This window comes from Pantoea sp. M_10 (assembly GCF_008631515.1).
GTDB lineage: Bacteria > Pseudomonadota > Gammaproteobacteria > Enterobacterales > Enterobacteriaceae > Pantoea > Pantoea anthophila.
In genome coordinates, this window is record NZ_VWUL01000001.1 from 41117 (window position 1) to 57021 (window position 15905).

General features: G+C 56.8%; 16 protein-coding genes. 10 read left to right on the plus strand and 6 right to left on the minus strand.

What is annotated here, in order from left to right; translation table 11 throughout:
* The first annotated feature begins 93 nt into the window (after nt 1–93).
* From F3I47_RS00230 to htpX, 4 genes are all read left to right on the plus strand, one after another.
* A complete protein-coding gene (locus tag F3I47_RS00230; protein ID WP_009089799.1) occupies nt 94–594 on the plus strand; it encodes a GAF domain-containing protein in 501 nt (166 codons plus the stop codon).
* Nucleotides 595–690: 96 nt separating this feature from the next.
* Nucleotides 691–1392, plus strand: coding sequence for an RNA chaperone ProQ (gene proQ / locus F3I47_RS00235; protein ID WP_009089801.1), 702 nt, complete (start codon nt 691–693; stop codon nt 1390–1392).
* Nucleotides 1393–1411: 19 nt separating this feature from the next.
* Nucleotides 1412–3451: a carboxy terminal-processing peptidase gene (gene prc, locus F3I47_RS00240; protein WP_150029504.1), complete on the plus strand. Its 2040-nt coding sequence runs from the start codon at nt 1412–1414 to the stop codon at nt 3449–3451.
* A gap of 244 nt (nt 3452–3695) precedes the next feature.
* Nucleotides 3696–4580, plus strand: coding sequence for a protease HtpX (gene htpX, locus F3I47_RS00245; protein ID WP_009089804.1), 885 nt, complete (start codon nt 3696–3698; stop codon nt 4578–4580).
* Between the two features lie 53 nt (nt 4581–4633).
* On the opposite strand, the gene F3I47_RS00250 is transcribed toward htpX, so the two are convergent.
* Nucleotides 4634–6004, minus strand: a complete 1371-nt coding sequence (locus F3I47_RS00250; protein WP_150029505.1) for an MFS transporter — start codon at nt 6002–6004, stop codon at nt 4634–4636.
* A gap of 183 nt (nt 6005–6187) precedes the next feature.
* Between F3I47_RS00250 and kdgR the strand changes: the two genes are divergently transcribed.
* Entirely contained in the window at nt 6188–6979 is a 792-nt protein-coding gene (gene kdgR, locus F3I47_RS00255) for a DNA-binding transcriptional regulator KdgR (protein ID WP_046101956.1), read from the plus strand.
* Nucleotides 6980–7009: 30 nt separating this feature from the next.
* On the opposite strand, the gene F3I47_RS00260 is transcribed toward kdgR, so the two are convergent.
* On the minus strand, nt 7010–7246 hold the full coding sequence (locus F3I47_RS00260) for a YobH family protein (RefSeq protein WP_009089809.1): 237 nt from the start codon (nt 7244–7246) through the stop codon (nt 7010–7012).
* A gap of 212 nt (nt 7247–7458) precedes the next feature.
* Between F3I47_RS00260 and F3I47_RS00265 the strand changes: the two genes are divergently transcribed.
* The 4 genes from F3I47_RS00265 to rlmA all read left to right on the plus strand — a co-directional run bounded on the left by F3I47_RS00265 (nt 7459) and on the right by rlmA (nt 10560).
* Nucleotides 7459–7731, plus strand: a complete 273-nt coding sequence (locus F3I47_RS00265; RefSeq protein ID WP_009089811.1) for a YebO family protein — start codon at nt 7459–7461, stop codon at nt 7729–7731.
* Nucleotides 7732–7749: 18 nt separating this feature from the next.
* Nucleotides 7750–8754, plus strand: a complete 1005-nt coding sequence (locus F3I47_RS00270; protein ID WP_150029506.1) for an MBL fold metallo-hydrolase — start codon at nt 7750–7752, stop codon at nt 8752–8754.
* 649 nt (nt 8755–9403) lie between these two features.
* Nucleotides 9404–9613, plus strand: a complete 210-nt coding sequence (gene cspE, locus F3I47_RS00280; protein WP_003852684.1) for a transcription antiterminator/RNA stability regulator CspE — start codon at nt 9404–9406, stop codon at nt 9611–9613.
* A gap of 137 nt (nt 9614–9750) precedes the next feature.
* Complete coding sequence (rlmA, locus tag F3I47_RS00285) at nt 9751–10560, plus strand: 23S rRNA (guanine(745)-N(1))-methyltransferase (protein WP_150029507.1); 810 nt, start codon at nt 9751–9753, stop codon at nt 10558–10560.
* Here rlmA and F3I47_RS00290 read toward each other — a convergent pair.
* The 4 genes from F3I47_RS00290 to manX form a co-directional block, all read right to left on the minus strand.
* The gene (locus F3I47_RS00290) at nt 10557–11015 is read right to left on the minus strand and encodes a DUF986 family protein (RefSeq protein WP_009089817.1); all 459 of its coding nucleotides are present in this window, start codon (nt 11013–11015) and stop codon (nt 10557–10559) included. The two genes, rlmA and F3I47_RS00290, sit on opposite strands and share 4 nt — an antisense overlap.
* A gap of 92 nt (nt 11016–11107) precedes the next feature.
* Entirely contained in the window at nt 11108–11953 is an 846-nt protein-coding gene (locus F3I47_RS00295) for a PTS mannose transporter subunit IID (protein WP_009089819.1), read from the minus strand.
* 15 nt (nt 11954–11968) lie between these two features.
* Nucleotides 11969–12769, minus strand: coding sequence for a PTS mannose/fructose/sorbose transporter subunit IIC (locus F3I47_RS00300; RefSeq protein WP_150029627.1), 801 nt, complete (start codon nt 12767–12769; stop codon nt 11969–11971).
* A gap of 66 nt (nt 12770–12835) precedes the next feature.
* A complete protein-coding gene (manX, locus tag F3I47_RS00305; protein ID WP_150029508.1) occupies nt 12836–13798 on the minus strand; it encodes a PTS mannose transporter subunit IIAB in 963 nt (320 codons plus the stop codon).
* Between the two features lie 504 nt (nt 13799–14302).
* Between manX and F3I47_RS00315 the strand changes: the two genes are divergently transcribed.
* Complete coding sequence (locus F3I47_RS00315; RefSeq protein WP_046101951.1) at nt 14303–15883, plus strand: TerC family protein; 1581 nt, start codon at nt 14303–14305, stop codon at nt 15881–15883.
* Nucleotides 15884–15905 lie beyond the last annotated feature (22 nt).

A 15905-nucleotide genomic window follows, 5' to 3' on the forward strand; every position in this document is an offset into this window, starting at 1 on the left:
TATGATTCACCTTGTCGCTCTGGATAATTAAAACTTATTTTTAACGAACGGTCTCAATAAACCCGTTCAGATGTCATTGGTAACGGTTGAATAATGAACAAAACTGCCTTTTACGCCGATCTAAATCGCGATATGCGAGCCCTGCTGGCGGGCGAAACGGCGTTTCTCGCCGCGATGGGAAACTTTAGCGCGCTGCTGTATGAACGTCTCGATGGCGTGAACTGGGCAGGTTTCTACCTGCTGACGGAAGCCGATACGCTGGTGCTGGGCCCGTTCCAGGGCAAAATCGCCTGTGTGCGCATTCCGGTCGGTAAAGGTGTGTGTGGCACGGCGCTGGCAGAAGAGAAAGTGCAACGCGTGGATGATGTGCATGCCTTCCCGGGCCACATCGCCTGCGACGCTGCCAGCAACGCTGAGATTGTGATTCCTCTGAAAGTGAATGGCACTGTGGTTGGGGTGCTGGACATCGACAGCGTGGATTACAATCGTTTTGACAGCGATGACGAATCAGGGCTGGTCACACTGACTGATGGGCTTTGTGAAGTGCTTGCGAACAGCGACTTAGAAAAATATCTGCAGCTGACGCGCAGCTAATCGACTGGATCACATGGCATTTAGCGATGTTGTCATTATAATGTCGCCTGTTCATGCCTGCGCTGGTCGGCAAACCCGTTGTAATCAGGAAATTTCATGGAAAATCAACCTAAGTTGAATAGCAGTAAAGAAGTCATCACTTTTCTGGCGGAGCGCTTTCCGCACTGCTTTAGCGCTGAAGGTGAAGCGCGTCCGCTCAAAATCGGTATCTTTCAGGATCTGGTCGAGCGTGTTCAGGGCGAAATGAGCCTGAGCAAAACACAGCTGCGTTCCGCGCTGCGTCTTTATACGTCGAGCTGGCGTTATCTCTACGGCATCAAAGCCGGTGCTATCCGTGTCGATCTCGACGGTAACGCCTGTGGCGTGCTGGATGAGCAGCACGTCGAGCATGCGCGTAAGCAGCTTGAAGAAGCGAAAGCGCGTGTTCAGGCACAGCGCGATCAGCAGCGTGCCGCCCGTCGTGAAGCGGGTGAAAGCGAAGAGGGCGCGGCACCGCGTCGTGCGCGCAAGCCTGCTGCACGTAAGCCTGCCGAGGGCGACGCCGCACGCAAACCGCGTCCGCAGACTGCTGCACCGCGTGCGACCGCCTCACAGCATCGCAAACCAGCCCCACGTCCGGAGCAGGAAGCCCGACCCATCACTGATACCTCAACTTTGCAACCCGGCCAGAGTATTAAAGTTAAAGCAGGCAAAAGTGCGATGGACGCTACCGTTCTTGAAGTATCGAAAGACGGCGTTCGGGTCCAGCTCGCTTCCGGCATGGCAATGATTGTGCGCGCAGAACACTTGCAGTTCTGAAACGGAGGCTAACCCCGGCATGAACACCCTTTTCAAAGTTGGACTTATTGCGGGCCTGCTGTTAGCAGGCCCAACGTTCGGCGCGGAGAATATCACCCGCGCCGATCAGATCCCCCAGCTTCACGAAGACCCGCAGGACCCGACGGTCAGTGAGCGTGTCACCTCACGCTTCACCCGTTCCCACTACCGCCAGTTCGACCTGGATCAGAACTTTTCAGCGAAGATTTTCGATCGCTATCTGAACATGCTCGACTACAGCCACAATGTGCTGCTGGCGTCGGATGTGGAGCAGTTTGCCAGCAAAAAAACCACCGTCGGCGATGAGCTGCGCAGTGGCAAGCTGGATCTCTTTTACGATCTCTATAATCTGGCGCAGAAACGCCGTTTTGAGCGCTATCAGTATGCGCTGACGGTGCTGGCGCGTCCGATGAACTTCAGCGGCAATGACACTATCGACATTGACCGCGGCAAGGCTCCCTGGCCGAAAGATGAAGCCGAGCTGAATGCTCTGTGGGATGCCAAGGTCAAATATGACCAGCTGAGCCTGAAGCTGGCGGGTAAAACCGACCAGGAGATTCGCGACGTTCTGACCAAGCGTTATAACTTCGCGATTCGCCGTCTCGCCCAGAGCAACGGTGAGGACGTTTTCCAGCTGGTGATGAACGCCTTTGCCCGCGAAATCGATCCGCACACCAGCTACCTGTCGCCACGTAACACCGAGCAGTTCAACACCGAGATGAGCCTGTCTCTGGAAGGGATCGGTGCCGTGCTGCAGATGGATGACGACTACACCGTCATCAACTCGATGGTTGCGGGTGGACCGGCAGCGAAAAGTAAATCCATCACGGTGGGCGATCGCATCGTCGGCGTCGGTCAGCCCGGCAAGCCGATGGAAGATGTGATTGGCTGGCGTCTGGATGACGTGGTGGCGAAAATCAAAGGACCGAAAGGCAGCAAAGTGCGCCTTGAGATCCTGCCAGCCGGTAAGGGCACCAAAACCCGCACCGTGACGCTGACGCGTGAGAAAATCCGTCTGGAAGATCGCGCCGTCAAAATGAGCATCAAGAATGTCGATAAACAGAAAGTGGGCGTGCTCGACATTCCTGGTTTCTATGTCGGTCTCACCGATGACGTGAAGGTTCAGCTGCAGAAGCTGCAGAAGCAGAACGTTGACAGTGTCGTGATCGATCTGCGGACCAACGGCGGCGGTGCGCTGACCGAAGCGGTTTCGCTCTCCGGTCTGTTTATTCCGAGTGGTCCGGTTGTTCAGGTGCGCGACAACAATGGTCGGGTGCGTGAAGACAGCGACAACGACGGCGTAGTCTATTACAAAGGGCCGCTGGTGGTGCTGGTTGACCGCTTCAGTGCCTCCGCCTCTGAGATCTTCGCTGCGGCGATGCAGGATTACGGACGTGCAGTGATCGTCGGCGAGCCGACCTTCGGGAAGGGCACCGTGCAGCAGTATCGCTCTCTGAACCGCATCTACGATCAGATGCTGCGTCCGGAGTGGCCGGCGTTAGGCTCCGTCTCCTATACCATTCAGAAGTTCTACCGGATTAACGGTGGCAGTACTCAGCGTAAAGGCGTCACGCCCGATCTGCTGATGCCAACCGGGGTGGAAGCGGCTGAAACCGGTGAGAAGTTCGAAGATAACGCACTGCCGTGGGACAGCATCAAAGCGGCGACCTACGTCAAAACCGGCGACGTCAAACCGCTGGTGGCGCAGCTGACGAAGCAGCACGCTGAACGTATTGCCCAGGATCGTGAGTTCCAGTACATCATGAAGGACATTGCGCGTTTCAATGCCCTGAAAGATAAACGCAACATTGTGTCGCTCAACCTTGCTCAGCGCGAGAAAGAGAATCACGAAGATGATGCGTTACGTCTGGAGCGTATCAACGCGCGTTATCAGGCTGAAGGCAAAAAACCGCTTAAAAACCTGGACGAGCTGCCGAAAGATTATAAAGAGCCCGATCCTTACCTCGATGAGACGGTGAAGATTGCGAACGATCTGGCGCAGCTGGAGAAATCCCAGCCGGAAGCGCCCGCGGCGAAATAACCCGCTGCGATGAGAAAAAGCACCGCCTGGCGGTGCTTTTTTTTGCCTGCGGGAGGGCCATTCCGCCGTAATCATTAGCCGCTGTAATCGTGCCAGCGTGACGGTCGGCGCAGCAGGCGTGACAAAATGTAAAGTTATGTCTTTTTAGGCACTTAAACGTTAAGGTCGCTTGAAAAGCGGCCCAATGCACATAGGATATCTATCCGCGTATAGGCGCGTGAACTACTGAGGAAGATTAACGATTATGATGCGTATTGCTCTTTTCCTGATGACCAACCTGGCTGTGATGTTGGTATTCGGGCTGATTCTCAGCCTGACAGGGATCCAGTCAAGCAGTGTCCAGGGCCTGATGATCATGGCAGGCCTGTTTGGCTTCGGCGGTGCGTTTGTTTCACTGCTGATGTCGAAGTGGATGGCACTGCGATCGGTGGGTGGTGAAGTGATTGAACAGCCGCGCAATGAAACGGAGCGCTGGCTGATGGAGACGATCGGCCGTCAGGCTCAACAGGCGGGCATTGCGATGCCACAGGTCGCGATCTATCACGCGCCTGACATCAACGCCTTTGCCACGGGTGCACGTCGTAACGCCTCGCTGGTAGCGGTTTCAACCGGTCTGCTGCAGAACATGAGCCGCGATGAGGCTGAAGCGGTCCTGGCGCACGAAGTGTCGCATATCGCGAACGGCGACATGATCACCATGACCCTGATTCAGGGTGTGGTGAACACCTTCGTGATTTTCGTGTCCCGTATTCTGGCGCAGATCGCGGCGGGCTTCATGTCCGGCAACCGTGACGATGGCGAAGAGAGCAGCAACGGCAACCCGCTGGTCTATTTTGCGGTGTCGATGGTGCTGGAGCTGGTATTCGGTATTCTTGCCAGCATTATCACCATGTGGTTCTCCCGTCACCGCGAGTTCCACGCCGATGCCGGTTCAGCGAAGCTCGTCGGCCGTGAGAAGATGATTGCGGCGCTGCAGCGTCTGAAAACCAGCTACGAACCGCAGGAGCCGAGCAGCATGATGGCGTTCTGCATCAACGGCAAAGGCAAGTCGTTCAGCGAGCTGTTTATGTCGCATCCCCCGCTGGACAAACGTATTGAAGCCCTGCGCAGCGGCCAGTATCTGAAATAGCCCTGAGCGGCATAAAAAAGGCGACCCCCGGGTCGCCTTTTCTTTTTCGGCCCTCAGGCGCGGTTCTGCGTCATGCGTGACACGCTGACCAGCGCGGCCATGGCGGCAAAACTGCCCGCCAGCAGTAGCGAGGCGTGCGTGCCTTGCTCATCAAACAGATTAAACATCAGCGCGACCAGCGCGGCTCCCGCACTCTGACCCAGCAGACGCGCGGTACCCAGCATGCCGCTGGCACCGCCGCTGCGATGGCGGGGCGCTGAGGTGACAATGGTATGATTGTTGGGCGACTGAAACAGCCCGAAACCGGCACCGCACAGCATCATGCGCCAGATGATATCGCCGTCGCCGGGATTCGCCGGCAGCCAGGCAAGCAGAAACAGCCCCAGCGCGAACATCGCCAGACCGATGCCCCCCAGCAGCCCGGCGTGCACCCGCCCAATCAGCCGGCCGGCAATCGGCGCAAACACCATGGTGGCCAGCGGCCAGGGCGTCAGGAGTAAACCAGTGGCCACCTCATCACGCTGCAGGACGTTTTGCAGAAAGAAGGGCAGCGACACCATGGCGAGCATCTGCGCGCAGAACGAACAGACCGACGTCCCCATCGACAGGCTGAAAATCGGGATACGCAGCAGGTCAACCGGTAACAGCGGCACCGTCATCGCGAGCTGGCGACGGATGAAGAACCACCCGATAACCAGCAGTCCGATCACTTCTGACAGCACCAGCAGGTGACTCTGACCCTGCGCAAAACCGCTCAATGCGGAGATGATCAGCCCAAAGAACAGGGCGTTCATGATGGCGCTGGGCACATCAAATTTCTGCGTAGTGGCTTTCTGTGGATTATCGGGCAGCGTCCGCAGCGCCAGCCAGAGTGCCACGGCACCCAGCGGGACGTTAATCAGAAACAGCCATTTCCAGCTCGCCACCGACAGAATGGCGGCCGCCACCGTCGGGCCCGCCGCCGTCGAAACCGCCACCACCAGCGAGTTGATGGCCATACCGCGCCCCAGATAGCGCTGCGGATAGATAATGCGTATCAGGGCGGTATTGACGCTCATCAGCGCCGCGCCGCCCAGCCCCTGCAGAACGCGGGCGCAGGTCAGCATGGTGAGTGAGGTGGAGAAGGCGCAGAAGACCGACGTCACAATAAACAGCGCCAGACCTGTCTGATACACGCGACGATAGCCCAGCATGTCACCGAGGAAGGAGAGCGACAGCAGCGAGACGATAATCGCAATCTGATAGGCGTTCACTATCCAGATGGACTGCGCCGGGCTGGCGTTCAGTTCGCGTGAGATGGTGGGCAGCGCCACGTTGGCGATCGCGCCATCTAATACCGCCATCGTGAGTCCGAGCGCGATGGTGATAATCGCCATATAGCGCTGAGCGCCGGGTAAACCATCCTGAGGAGGAGAGAGTGTCATAGGTTAATTACTAAAGAGGGTGAATATCATCATGCTAATGAAGTTGACGCGAAATTGCAGCGTCCGGAGGTGAAAAAGATCGCGTGACCGGCGACACCAGGGTGAAATCATTGCCGCTTTCCGCTGCGTCACTCTATACTGGCGTTCTGTCTTATTTTTGTAACTGATTGAACAAGGTGCGCGATGTCCTCTGCTGAAAATGGCAAACAGCCCGATTCCGTCTCCTCCGTGCTGAAAGTGTTTGGCATTTTGCAGGCGCTGGGTGAAGAGCGCGACCACAGCATCACTGAGCTGGCGCAGCGCGTGATGATGTCAAAAAGCACGGTCTACCGTTTTCTGCAAACCATGAAAACGCTGGGCTATGTCACCCAGGAAGGTGAGAGCGAAAAGTACTCCCTGACGCTCAAACTGTTCGAGCTGGGGGCGAAAGCGCTGCAGAATGTCGATTTGATCCGCAGCGCGGATCTGCAGATGCGGGAGCTGTCGCGTCTGACCCGTGAGACCGTGCATCTGGGCGCGCTGGAAGAGGAGAGCATTGTCTACATCCATAAAATCGACTCGCTCTATAACCTGCGCATGTATTCGCGCATTGGTCGCCGCAATCCGCTCTATTCCACCGCGATTGGCAAGGTGCTGCTCGCCTGGCGCGACCGCGAGGAAACGGAAGAGATTCTGCGCCAGGTAGAGTTCAGACGCAGCACGCCGAATACGCTGATGAGCGCGGACGCCCTGCTGGCGGCGCTGGACGAGGTGAAGGCGCAGGGTTATGGCGAAGATAATGAAGAGCAGGAGGAGGGGTTACGCTGCCTCGCTGTGCCGGTCTTTGATCGCTTCGGGGTGGTAATTGCCGGCCTCAGCCTCTCTTTTCCCACGATCCGTTTTTCAGAAGAGGCGCGTCAGGATTATGTGGAGATGCTGCAGCGGGCGGCGCGTACGATTTCCTCGGAAATGGGCTTTCACGCCTATCCTTTCTGAACAGCGCGGGCCATGCGGCCCGCGTTTTCATCAGTTATCGATCACTTCTCCGCTTTTTTTCAGCAGCGGACAATCGGTTACGCCGACCACGCCGCTGTCCGTGTGCAGATACTGGGCGTTAATCACACCGCGTGCGGTAAGATAGCTGCACTGCAGGCCCAGTCCTGCTGCATTCTTAGTGCTGCCGGTTAACACGCCATAACCGGTAAAGAGCATCGCCAGCCAGATCACCGCCAGCAAGCCTACCATGCGAATAAACAGTTTCATTGTATCTCCTTGTGAAAGGTAACTCAGCGCTCCACCTGGTGCTGCCGGTCAGAATGATAGCAGCATGCCTGGCTTTTCGGCGGGAATCGATCAGAGATAACTGAAACGGCAAATTCTGCTTTGCCGTTAACCCCATTATCTTTTGTGATGGCGACAGGTAGAATACGCGGTTGTCGTGTTCTGGCGTTTTCACTTTGTTTTATGAGGCAGTTATGAATGAGTTAGCCGCAAATCCGGGCCCCCTGGTCAGCTATGGCCTCCTGGTCATCATTTTGATTGTGGCGTTTATCGCCTGGTTCTTCGTTAATCGTGCCAGCGTTCGAGCCGGTGAGCAGATCCGTTTGCTGGAATCGCTGCTGGAAGAGCAGAAAAAACAGAATCAGCTGCTGCGCCGTCTGATTGAGCTGCAGCCTGGCGCGGAGAGTAAAAAACCCGAGGATGAGCGGGAGAAGCGCGACTTTATCCGGTTAATCCCGGAACGTTAATCAGAACAGAGAGGCGGGATGAGCGGGAAGAATCCGTGGTATGACAGCAGCAAAGCGCACCATACGCCAGAGGGTTTCCGTAACCCGGAGCCGGAAGAGCGTCAGCCTGGCGATCTCCGGCGCTGGCGTCGGGAGCGAAAAGCGCAGGGTCTTCCGATGCCACCGCAACAGGGCTATGACGCTTTTGTTGAAGAGTGGTGGCAACCCGCCGATCTCAGCGGCAGTGACGATCGCCTCTGGTGGCTGGGCCATGCCGCCGTGCTGTTGCGGCTCAATCAGCGTTACATTCTGATCGATCCCGCCCTCTCATCCCGCGCCTCGCCGTTCTCTTTTGCCGGACCGCAGCGCAAAACCCCTGCGCCGCTCAGCATTGCTGACCTGCCGCATCTGGATGTCGTGCTGATTTCTCACAATCATTACGACCATCTGGATCGGCCGACGGTCAAAGCGATCGTCCGGCGTTTCCCGCAGGCCACCTTTGTTGTACCGCTGGGCCTGGCGGCGTGGTGCCGCGCCCGGGGAGTGCAGCAGGTACATCAGGCTGACTGGTGGCAGCAGGTCAGGGTGGGCGATCTCTGTTTTGATGCGGTTCCGGCGCGTCACTGGAGTATGCGGTCGCCCCGCGATCGCAACCGTTCGCTCTGGTGCGGCTGGGTCGTACGATCATCCTCCGTGCGCTTCTGGTTCTCCGGTGACAGTGGCTACAGCGACAGCCTGCTGGCGATCCCCGCCCGGCTTGGCCCCTTCAGCGTGACAGCCTTACCGATTGGTGCCTATGCACCGAAATGGTTCATGGCAGGCCAGCATATGGACCCCGATCAGGCCGTGGCACTCTGGCAGGCGGCGGGCAGACCGCTGACGCTGCCTATCCACTGGGGCGTATTTGAACTGGCTGATGAGGCACTGGATGCGCCTCCGCAGGAACTGGCTGCGGCACTGCGGCGGGCAGAGGAGGAGCAGGGCAGCTTCGCGCCCTGGCGAATAGGCGAAAGCCGCAGCCTGAATAATCCACCCCAGGAATAATCCTGGAGCCGGGGAAGACGGTTACACCGGCTTTTTTTAACAGAAATCTTTTTTTATCACATTAATGGTTAAATTTTTAATAAGCCGGATTCGTGCGGCTGCTTTTATTTGGAGCAGAGCTCAGGGCAGTTTCCTGTTTTTGGTGCAGGAGAGAAGATACCTGTACCAAATAAAAAGTGTCGTACAGGATTAACGTCAGGTTATTGCTGCTTCGCTTTCCTGTCGCTTCGCTTATCAATTCGCTTACTGCCATATTTGTGAAATATTAATTTCTTATGGTATCCATTGAGTTAGCCCGGACGAGAAGGCATCCGGAGGAAATGAACCTGCGGGTTCATTATATTTATGCCGGGTTTTAGCGCCGTGACAGAACAGGCTGTGTGAGCCTTCTGGCAATTGTGCGTGCTGCCTCTCTGAGACTTTAAAAATGGCTTGCCATTGTTTTTAGGATATGTGATAACAATTCGTGGGTTAAACGAGGTACAGTTCTGTTTATGCATGGCATCTTCAGTGAAGAAGTACGAGTAAAGACGTTGACGTTGAATACCGCTTCCTTGCCGAACCTTAATTAGTGCCTCATGCAGTAACGTCTCTGGTTTTTCTGTAAGACAGCCTTCGGGCTAAATAAACATCTAAAGGAATTTGCAAAATGGCAAAGATTAAAGGTCAGGTTAAGTGGTTCAACGAGTCTAAAGGTTTTGGTTTTATCACCCCTGCAGACGGCAGCAAAGATGTGTTCGTACACTTCTCTGCCATCCAGGGCAATGGTTTCAAAACCCTGGCTGAAGGCCAGAGCGTTGAGTTCGAAATTCAGGATGGCCAGAAAGGCCCGGCAGCTGTTAACGTCACTGCTATCTGATTCGACTCCGCCTCGGTGCATCGCACCCTGATATGGATTCTCAAAGCCCTGGCCGGTCGGCCGGGGCTTTCTTTATGCTTCCGATGCGTAAACGATAAGGTTACACTGCGCCGCGTTATCTGATGCCGGAGTCCCCTATGTCGTTGATTTGCCCGCTTTGCCACTCTCCTCTGTCTTTCCATGCCCGCAGCTGGTCCTGCGAGAATCGCCATCAGTTTGATCAGGCGAAAGAGGGGTATGTCAATCTGCTGCCCGTTCAGCATAAACGGTCGCGCGAGCCAGGTGACAGTGCAGAGATGATGCAGGCTCGACGGGAATTCCTGCAGGCGGGCTACTATCAGCCGCTGCGTGAGCAGGTCGTCGCGCTGCTGCAACCGGTGCTGAACCTGCCGGAGAGCCAGATTCTGGATATCGGCTGTGGTGAAGGTTACTACACCGCTGCGCTGGCAGAGGCGGCAGGGGAAGGCGGACAGGTGTATGGCCTGGATGTGGCCAGAATGGCTATCCGCCTCGCCGCTAAGCGTTATCCCGCGGTGCGGTTCTGCGTGGCCTCCAGCCAGCGTCTGCCTTTTGCCGATGGCTCGCTGGATGCCGTGGTGCGGATTTACGCGCCCTGCAATGAAGCGGAATTGGCCCGCGTCCTGAAGCCCGGCGGCACGGTACTGACGGTAACGCCGGGACCGCATCATCTGCAGCAGTTCAAAGCCCTGATCTATCGCGACGTGCAGCTGCATGCGCCAGAGCAGAAAAACTACCCGGGCTTCCGGCAGGTGGCGCAGCATACGCTGCGTTATCCGATGGCGCTGACGGGCGGGGCCGCAACGACTCTGCTGCAGATGACGCCTTTTGCGTGGCGGGCGCGGGAGGCGGTCTGGGAGACGCTGCAGCAGAGCGAGTCGTTCAGTTGTGATGCCGACTTTACCCTGACGCAGTGGCAGCGCGACTAGCGCGCCTCAACCAGCGTATTATAGATGCGCTCCAGATCGTCGAGCTGCTGCACCGCAATCAGCAGCCGGCGCTGCTCCAGCTGAATGACCAGAATGCCATCTTCAGAGAGATTCATGCCCTGAATCCGCCGGTAATCAATCCAGACACCGGCATAAAATAACCCTTCGGCTTTCATCAGCAGCGTGGGCCTGCGCAGCCAGAAAAGCCAGAACGCCAGAAAGCTCAGCACCATCAGCAGGGTGGTGGTGAGCTGCGGGCCGTGATGGCTAATGTTGTTTCCCAGCAGAATCAGCAGCAGCCCGATGAAAATCAGGCTGTCGATTTTGTGCCGTCGCTGCAGGGCGACCCGCAAGCGGACGGGCCCGCGTCGACGCGGCAGAATTACCTCGTCATAAAGGGCAAACAGCAGCAGGGCGGCAATGCAGAGCGCGATCAGCGCATCAGTTAATGACATAACATCTGGCCTCAAACGGGGTGAGCTCAGCCGGTTGTGGCTCAGCTCACTACGCTTAAAAGCCGGGCGCCAGCGCGCCCGGCCGGGTGAGATTACAGACCGAGCAGGCCGATCCAGTAACCAAAAATACCGATGGCAAAGAAGCCGACGATAATCCACAGCGCGTTGACCTTACGGCGCAACAGCCACATACAGCCGAAGGTCAGCAGCAGCGGCACGATGCCTGGCATCAGCTGATCGAGGATCGACTGCACCGTGGTGACGGTGGTCTTACCGGTGGAGTCGGTGATACGCGACACCACCAGCGGGATGTTGACGTGCGTCCACTTATTCACCAGCGCGCCCATCACAAACAGGCCCAGAATCGAGGCGCCCTCCGTGAGTTTCTGCAGAAATCCGCCGCCCATATCGCTGACGATATCGATCCCTTTGCGATAGCCATACGCCACGCCGTAGTAGCGGGTCAGCAGGCGTGCCAGGTTAAACAGCACAAAGAACAGCAGAGGGCCCAGCAGGCTGCCGCTCATCGCGATGCCGGCACCCAGCGCGGCAAACACCGGACGCACGGTGCCCCAGAAGATCGGGTCGCCGACACCGGCCAGCGGGCCCATCAGACCGACTTTCAGGCCGTTGATGGCACCGTCGTCGATAGGCGCGCCGTTGGCACGCTGCTCCTCCATCGCCATGGTAACGCCGAGCACCGGCGCGGCCACATAAGGGTGGGTGTTGAAGAACTCCAGATGGCGCTTGATTGCCTGCCTGCGCTCATCATTATTCTCCGGATAGAGACGGCGGATCACCGGCACCATTGAGAAGCAGAAGCCCAGCGCCTGCATACGTTCAAAGTTCCACGATCCCTGAAACAGGTTCGAGCGCATAAAGACGGCGCGGACGTCACCGGGTGTCAGTTTCTTTTCGACTTTCGTAATATCAACCATGTGATCACCTGTTCCTTAATCGAGTTCGTTATCAAGATCTTTCGCGGTCGCCGGGCCGGAAGGGGCCCCCGCTACACGGTTGTATTTCGGGCTGAGCTGAATGTAGAGCACCGCCATCACCACACCAATGACCCCCAGCGCCACCAGGTTAAAGTTGGTAAAGGCCGCGGTGACAAAGCCGAGATAGAAGAAGGGCATCAGGTAGCCCGCGCGCATCATGTTGATGACCATGGCGTAACCGACCACCACAATCATGCCGCCCGCGATATTCAGACCATTGGTGACTACCTCAGGGATCGAACTGAGCAGGGCGTGAACCGCACTGGTGCCGACGGAGATCGCCACAATCAGCGCCGGGATAGCGATACGCATCGCCTGCAGCAGCAGGGCAGAGACATGGATCCAGGAGATAGCGGTGAGGTTGCCTTTCTCTGCGGCTTTGTCCGCGGCATGCTGGAAGGCGACGGTCAGGGTTCGCACGATGATGGTCAGCACCTGTCCGGCTGCGGCCAGCGGGATGGCCAGCGCGATACCGGCTCCCACACTCTGACCGCCTGCGATCACCAGAATGGTAGAGATGATGGAGGCGAGAGCGGCATCGGGGGCCACGGCGGCACCGATGTTCATCCAGCCCAGCGCAATCATCTCCAGCGTCCCGCCGATGATAATGCCGGTTTTCATATCTCCCAGCACGATACCAATCAGGGTACAGGCCACCAGCGGACGGTGAAACTGGAACTCATCCAGAATCGATCCCATGCCGGCAATACAGGCAACAATAAAAATCAGAATAATTTGTAGCGAGGTTATTTCCATCATACTTCTTGTCCTCAGCAGGATAGCGAAAATGAGCCCGGAAACGCAGGCGCAGCAGCTCTTCTGTTACGCGTTTACTTTCGCAATCAGATCCATCATTTTCAGTTTCTGATCGCTGGAAACCTTACGCACTTCCAGTTCGATATGGCGTTCATTCAGTTTGCGGAAGGCGGCGATATCTTTTTCATCCACCGAAACCGCATTATTGACCTGGGTTTTTCCCTGACGGAACGCCATCCCGCCGATGTTGACGGTCCTGATATCGACACCCTGTTCCACCACGCGCAGAACGTCGGTGGGGTTGGTAAACAGCAGCATCACCCGATCCTGACCATACTTAGGGTTATTCCACACCCGAACCATCTTATCGACATCGACCACATGCGCCGTCACGCCGGGCGGCGCGACCTGCGTCAGCAGGGTTTTGCGGACGTGATCCTTTGCCACCTCATCGCTGACCACAATAATGCGCTGAACGTTTGTCTCTTTGGTCCAGCGCGTCGCGACCTGGCCGTGGATCAGGCGATCATCGATACGCGCCAGCCCGATCTTCATATGGTCGCCGGGGGCCATCGGCGTAGCCGGCTGTGCGGGCGCAGCCGGTTTCACGGCGGCGGGCGCGGGTGCCTCCTCTTTGGCTTTCAGCGCTTTAACGCCTTCACGGCCGGTCTCAACCGCTACCGCCACCAGCTCGTCGAGCGTCGGGTTGTCATCGCGCGCCATCAGCGTTTCGACCAGCATCGGGATATTGACCCCGGCGATGACCTCATACTGCGGTTTATCCACCACGATACGGCTGGCCGCATTAAATGGACTGCCACCCCAGGTATCGACTAAAAAGAGTACCCCCTGCGTCGTATCCAGTTTTGCCAGCTGCGTTTCATATTTTTCGATCAGTGTTTCTGCATTTTCACCCGGCACAAAGTCTATCCAGCCGACGTTCTCCTGCTCACCTAACAGCATTTCTGCCGTTTTAAGCAGTTGTTCCGCTGCCCAGCCGTGAGTACCAATTACAATCGCAATGGTCACGTGCTACCTCCGTTCACTAAAGAAGCTCATCTGAGTAAATGGCCCTGTCAGAATCGTTTCGGTTATTTTTAACAGGGTGCTGGCGATGACTGGCTGAGCGCCAGAAATCATCGGTTAACACCGTTAAGGCGGTTAGGTCGCGATTTATTTTAGTGATCGAAAAAATAAATTTTGTGACATTGGTCAGTTATTTACCCCACGGCAGAACGAGTGAATCGTTTTATGCATACGATCAACCTCATTGCAGATTGTAAAAATAAGAAAATTTTTTGACGCCATTTACCGACCTGATACATTAGCCTTCTGTTTATTACTCAGGAGTGTCGGGCTTCAGCCCACCTTTATGGATCGTCACCGACGTCGCTTAATCTGTTCTTTGCGCCTGCTGGCGCGTCACCTTTCGCCTGACGGCGTTTTCTCTGTTTTCCCGACGAACCGGATGTCACGCCTCGCTGCGCCGACAGCCACCGGCTTACTCTTTTCCCTGTTCAGGAGTCATAAATAATGGAATTTTTATTCGACCCCTCAATCTGGGCGGGTTTACTGACGCTTGTCGTACTGGAAATCGTCCTGGGCATCGACAACCTGGTGTTTATTGCCATTCTGGCCGACAAACTGCCGCCGAAGCAGCGTGATAAAGCGCGCCTGATCGGCCTGTCGCTGGCGCTGGTGATGCGTCTGGGTCTGCTCTCGCTGATCTCCTGGATGGTTACGCTCACCACGCCGCTCTTCAGCGTCGGCGGTTTCAGCTTTGCCGGTCGTGATTTAATCCTGCTGGCCGGGGGCCTGTTCCTGCTGTTCAAAGCGACCATGGAGCTACACGAAAGGCTGGAGAACCGTCAGCTCGAGGGCGGCGGGAACCGCGGTTATGCCAGCTTCTGGGCCGTGGTGACACAGATTGTGGTACTGGACGCGGTCTTCTCACTGGATGCCGTTATCACCGCCGTGGGTATGGTGAACCACCTGCCGGTAATGATGACCGCCGTGGTGATTGCGATGGGTGTGATGCTGCTGGCGTCCAAACCATTAACTAACTTCGTTAACGCGCATCCGACGGTGGTGGTGCTCTGCCTGAGCTTCCTGCTGATGATCGGTCTGTCGCTGGTGGCAGAAGGCTTTGGTTTCCATATTCCGAAAGGCTACCTCTATGCGGCGATTGGCTTCTCAATCCTGATTGAGCTGTTCAACCAGATTGCGCGCCGGAACTTTATCCGCCATCAGTCAAACCGGCCGATGCGTGAGCGCACCGCTGAGGCGATTCTGCGCCTGATGGGCGGTCGCAACCGCGCGCAGACGGCGAGCAGCAGCAATGCAGGCAGCAGCGAAGAGTCTGCGCTGGCCGAGGCGATGCCGCAGGAAGCCTTTAAAGATGAAGAGCGCTTCATGATTAATGGCGTACTGACGCTGGCGTCCCGCTCCATCCGCAGCATCATGACGCCGCGCGGCGAGATCTCCTGGGTCGATGCAAACCGCCCGCTGGATGAGATTCGCGATCAGCTGCTGGATACGCCTCACAGCCTCTTCCCGGTCTGCCGGGGCGAGCTGGATGAAATTATCGGTGTGGTGCGGGCGAAAGAGCTGCTGGTGGCGCTGGAGCATGGCGTGGATGTGGCGACGTTTGCAGCGAATACGCCTACCATCGTGGTACCTGAAACGCTGGACCCGATTAACCTGCTTGGCGTGCTGCGTCGTGCTCGTGGCAGCTTCGTCATCGTCACCAATGAGTTTGGCGTCGTGCAGGGGCTGATTACGCCGCTGGACGTGCTGGAAGCGATTGCGGGTGAATTCCCGGATGAAGATGAAACGCCGGAGATCGTGGCTGATGGGGATGGCTGGTTAGTGAAGGGCGGCACCGATCTGCACTCGCTGCAGCAGCTGCTCGACTTCCATGAACTGGTCGATCCGACCGAAGATCACGCCTCGCTGGCGGGTCTGCTGATTGCGCAGAAAGGGCAGTTGCCGCTTCCGGGGGACGTGATCGATATCAGCCCGCTGCACTTTCAGATTATCGAAGCGACCGACTACCGTATCGATCTGGTGCGCGTTACTAAAGATAAGCCACACGATGAGGATGAAGAGGCGTAACGCTTTTCGATGCGCGGTCTGT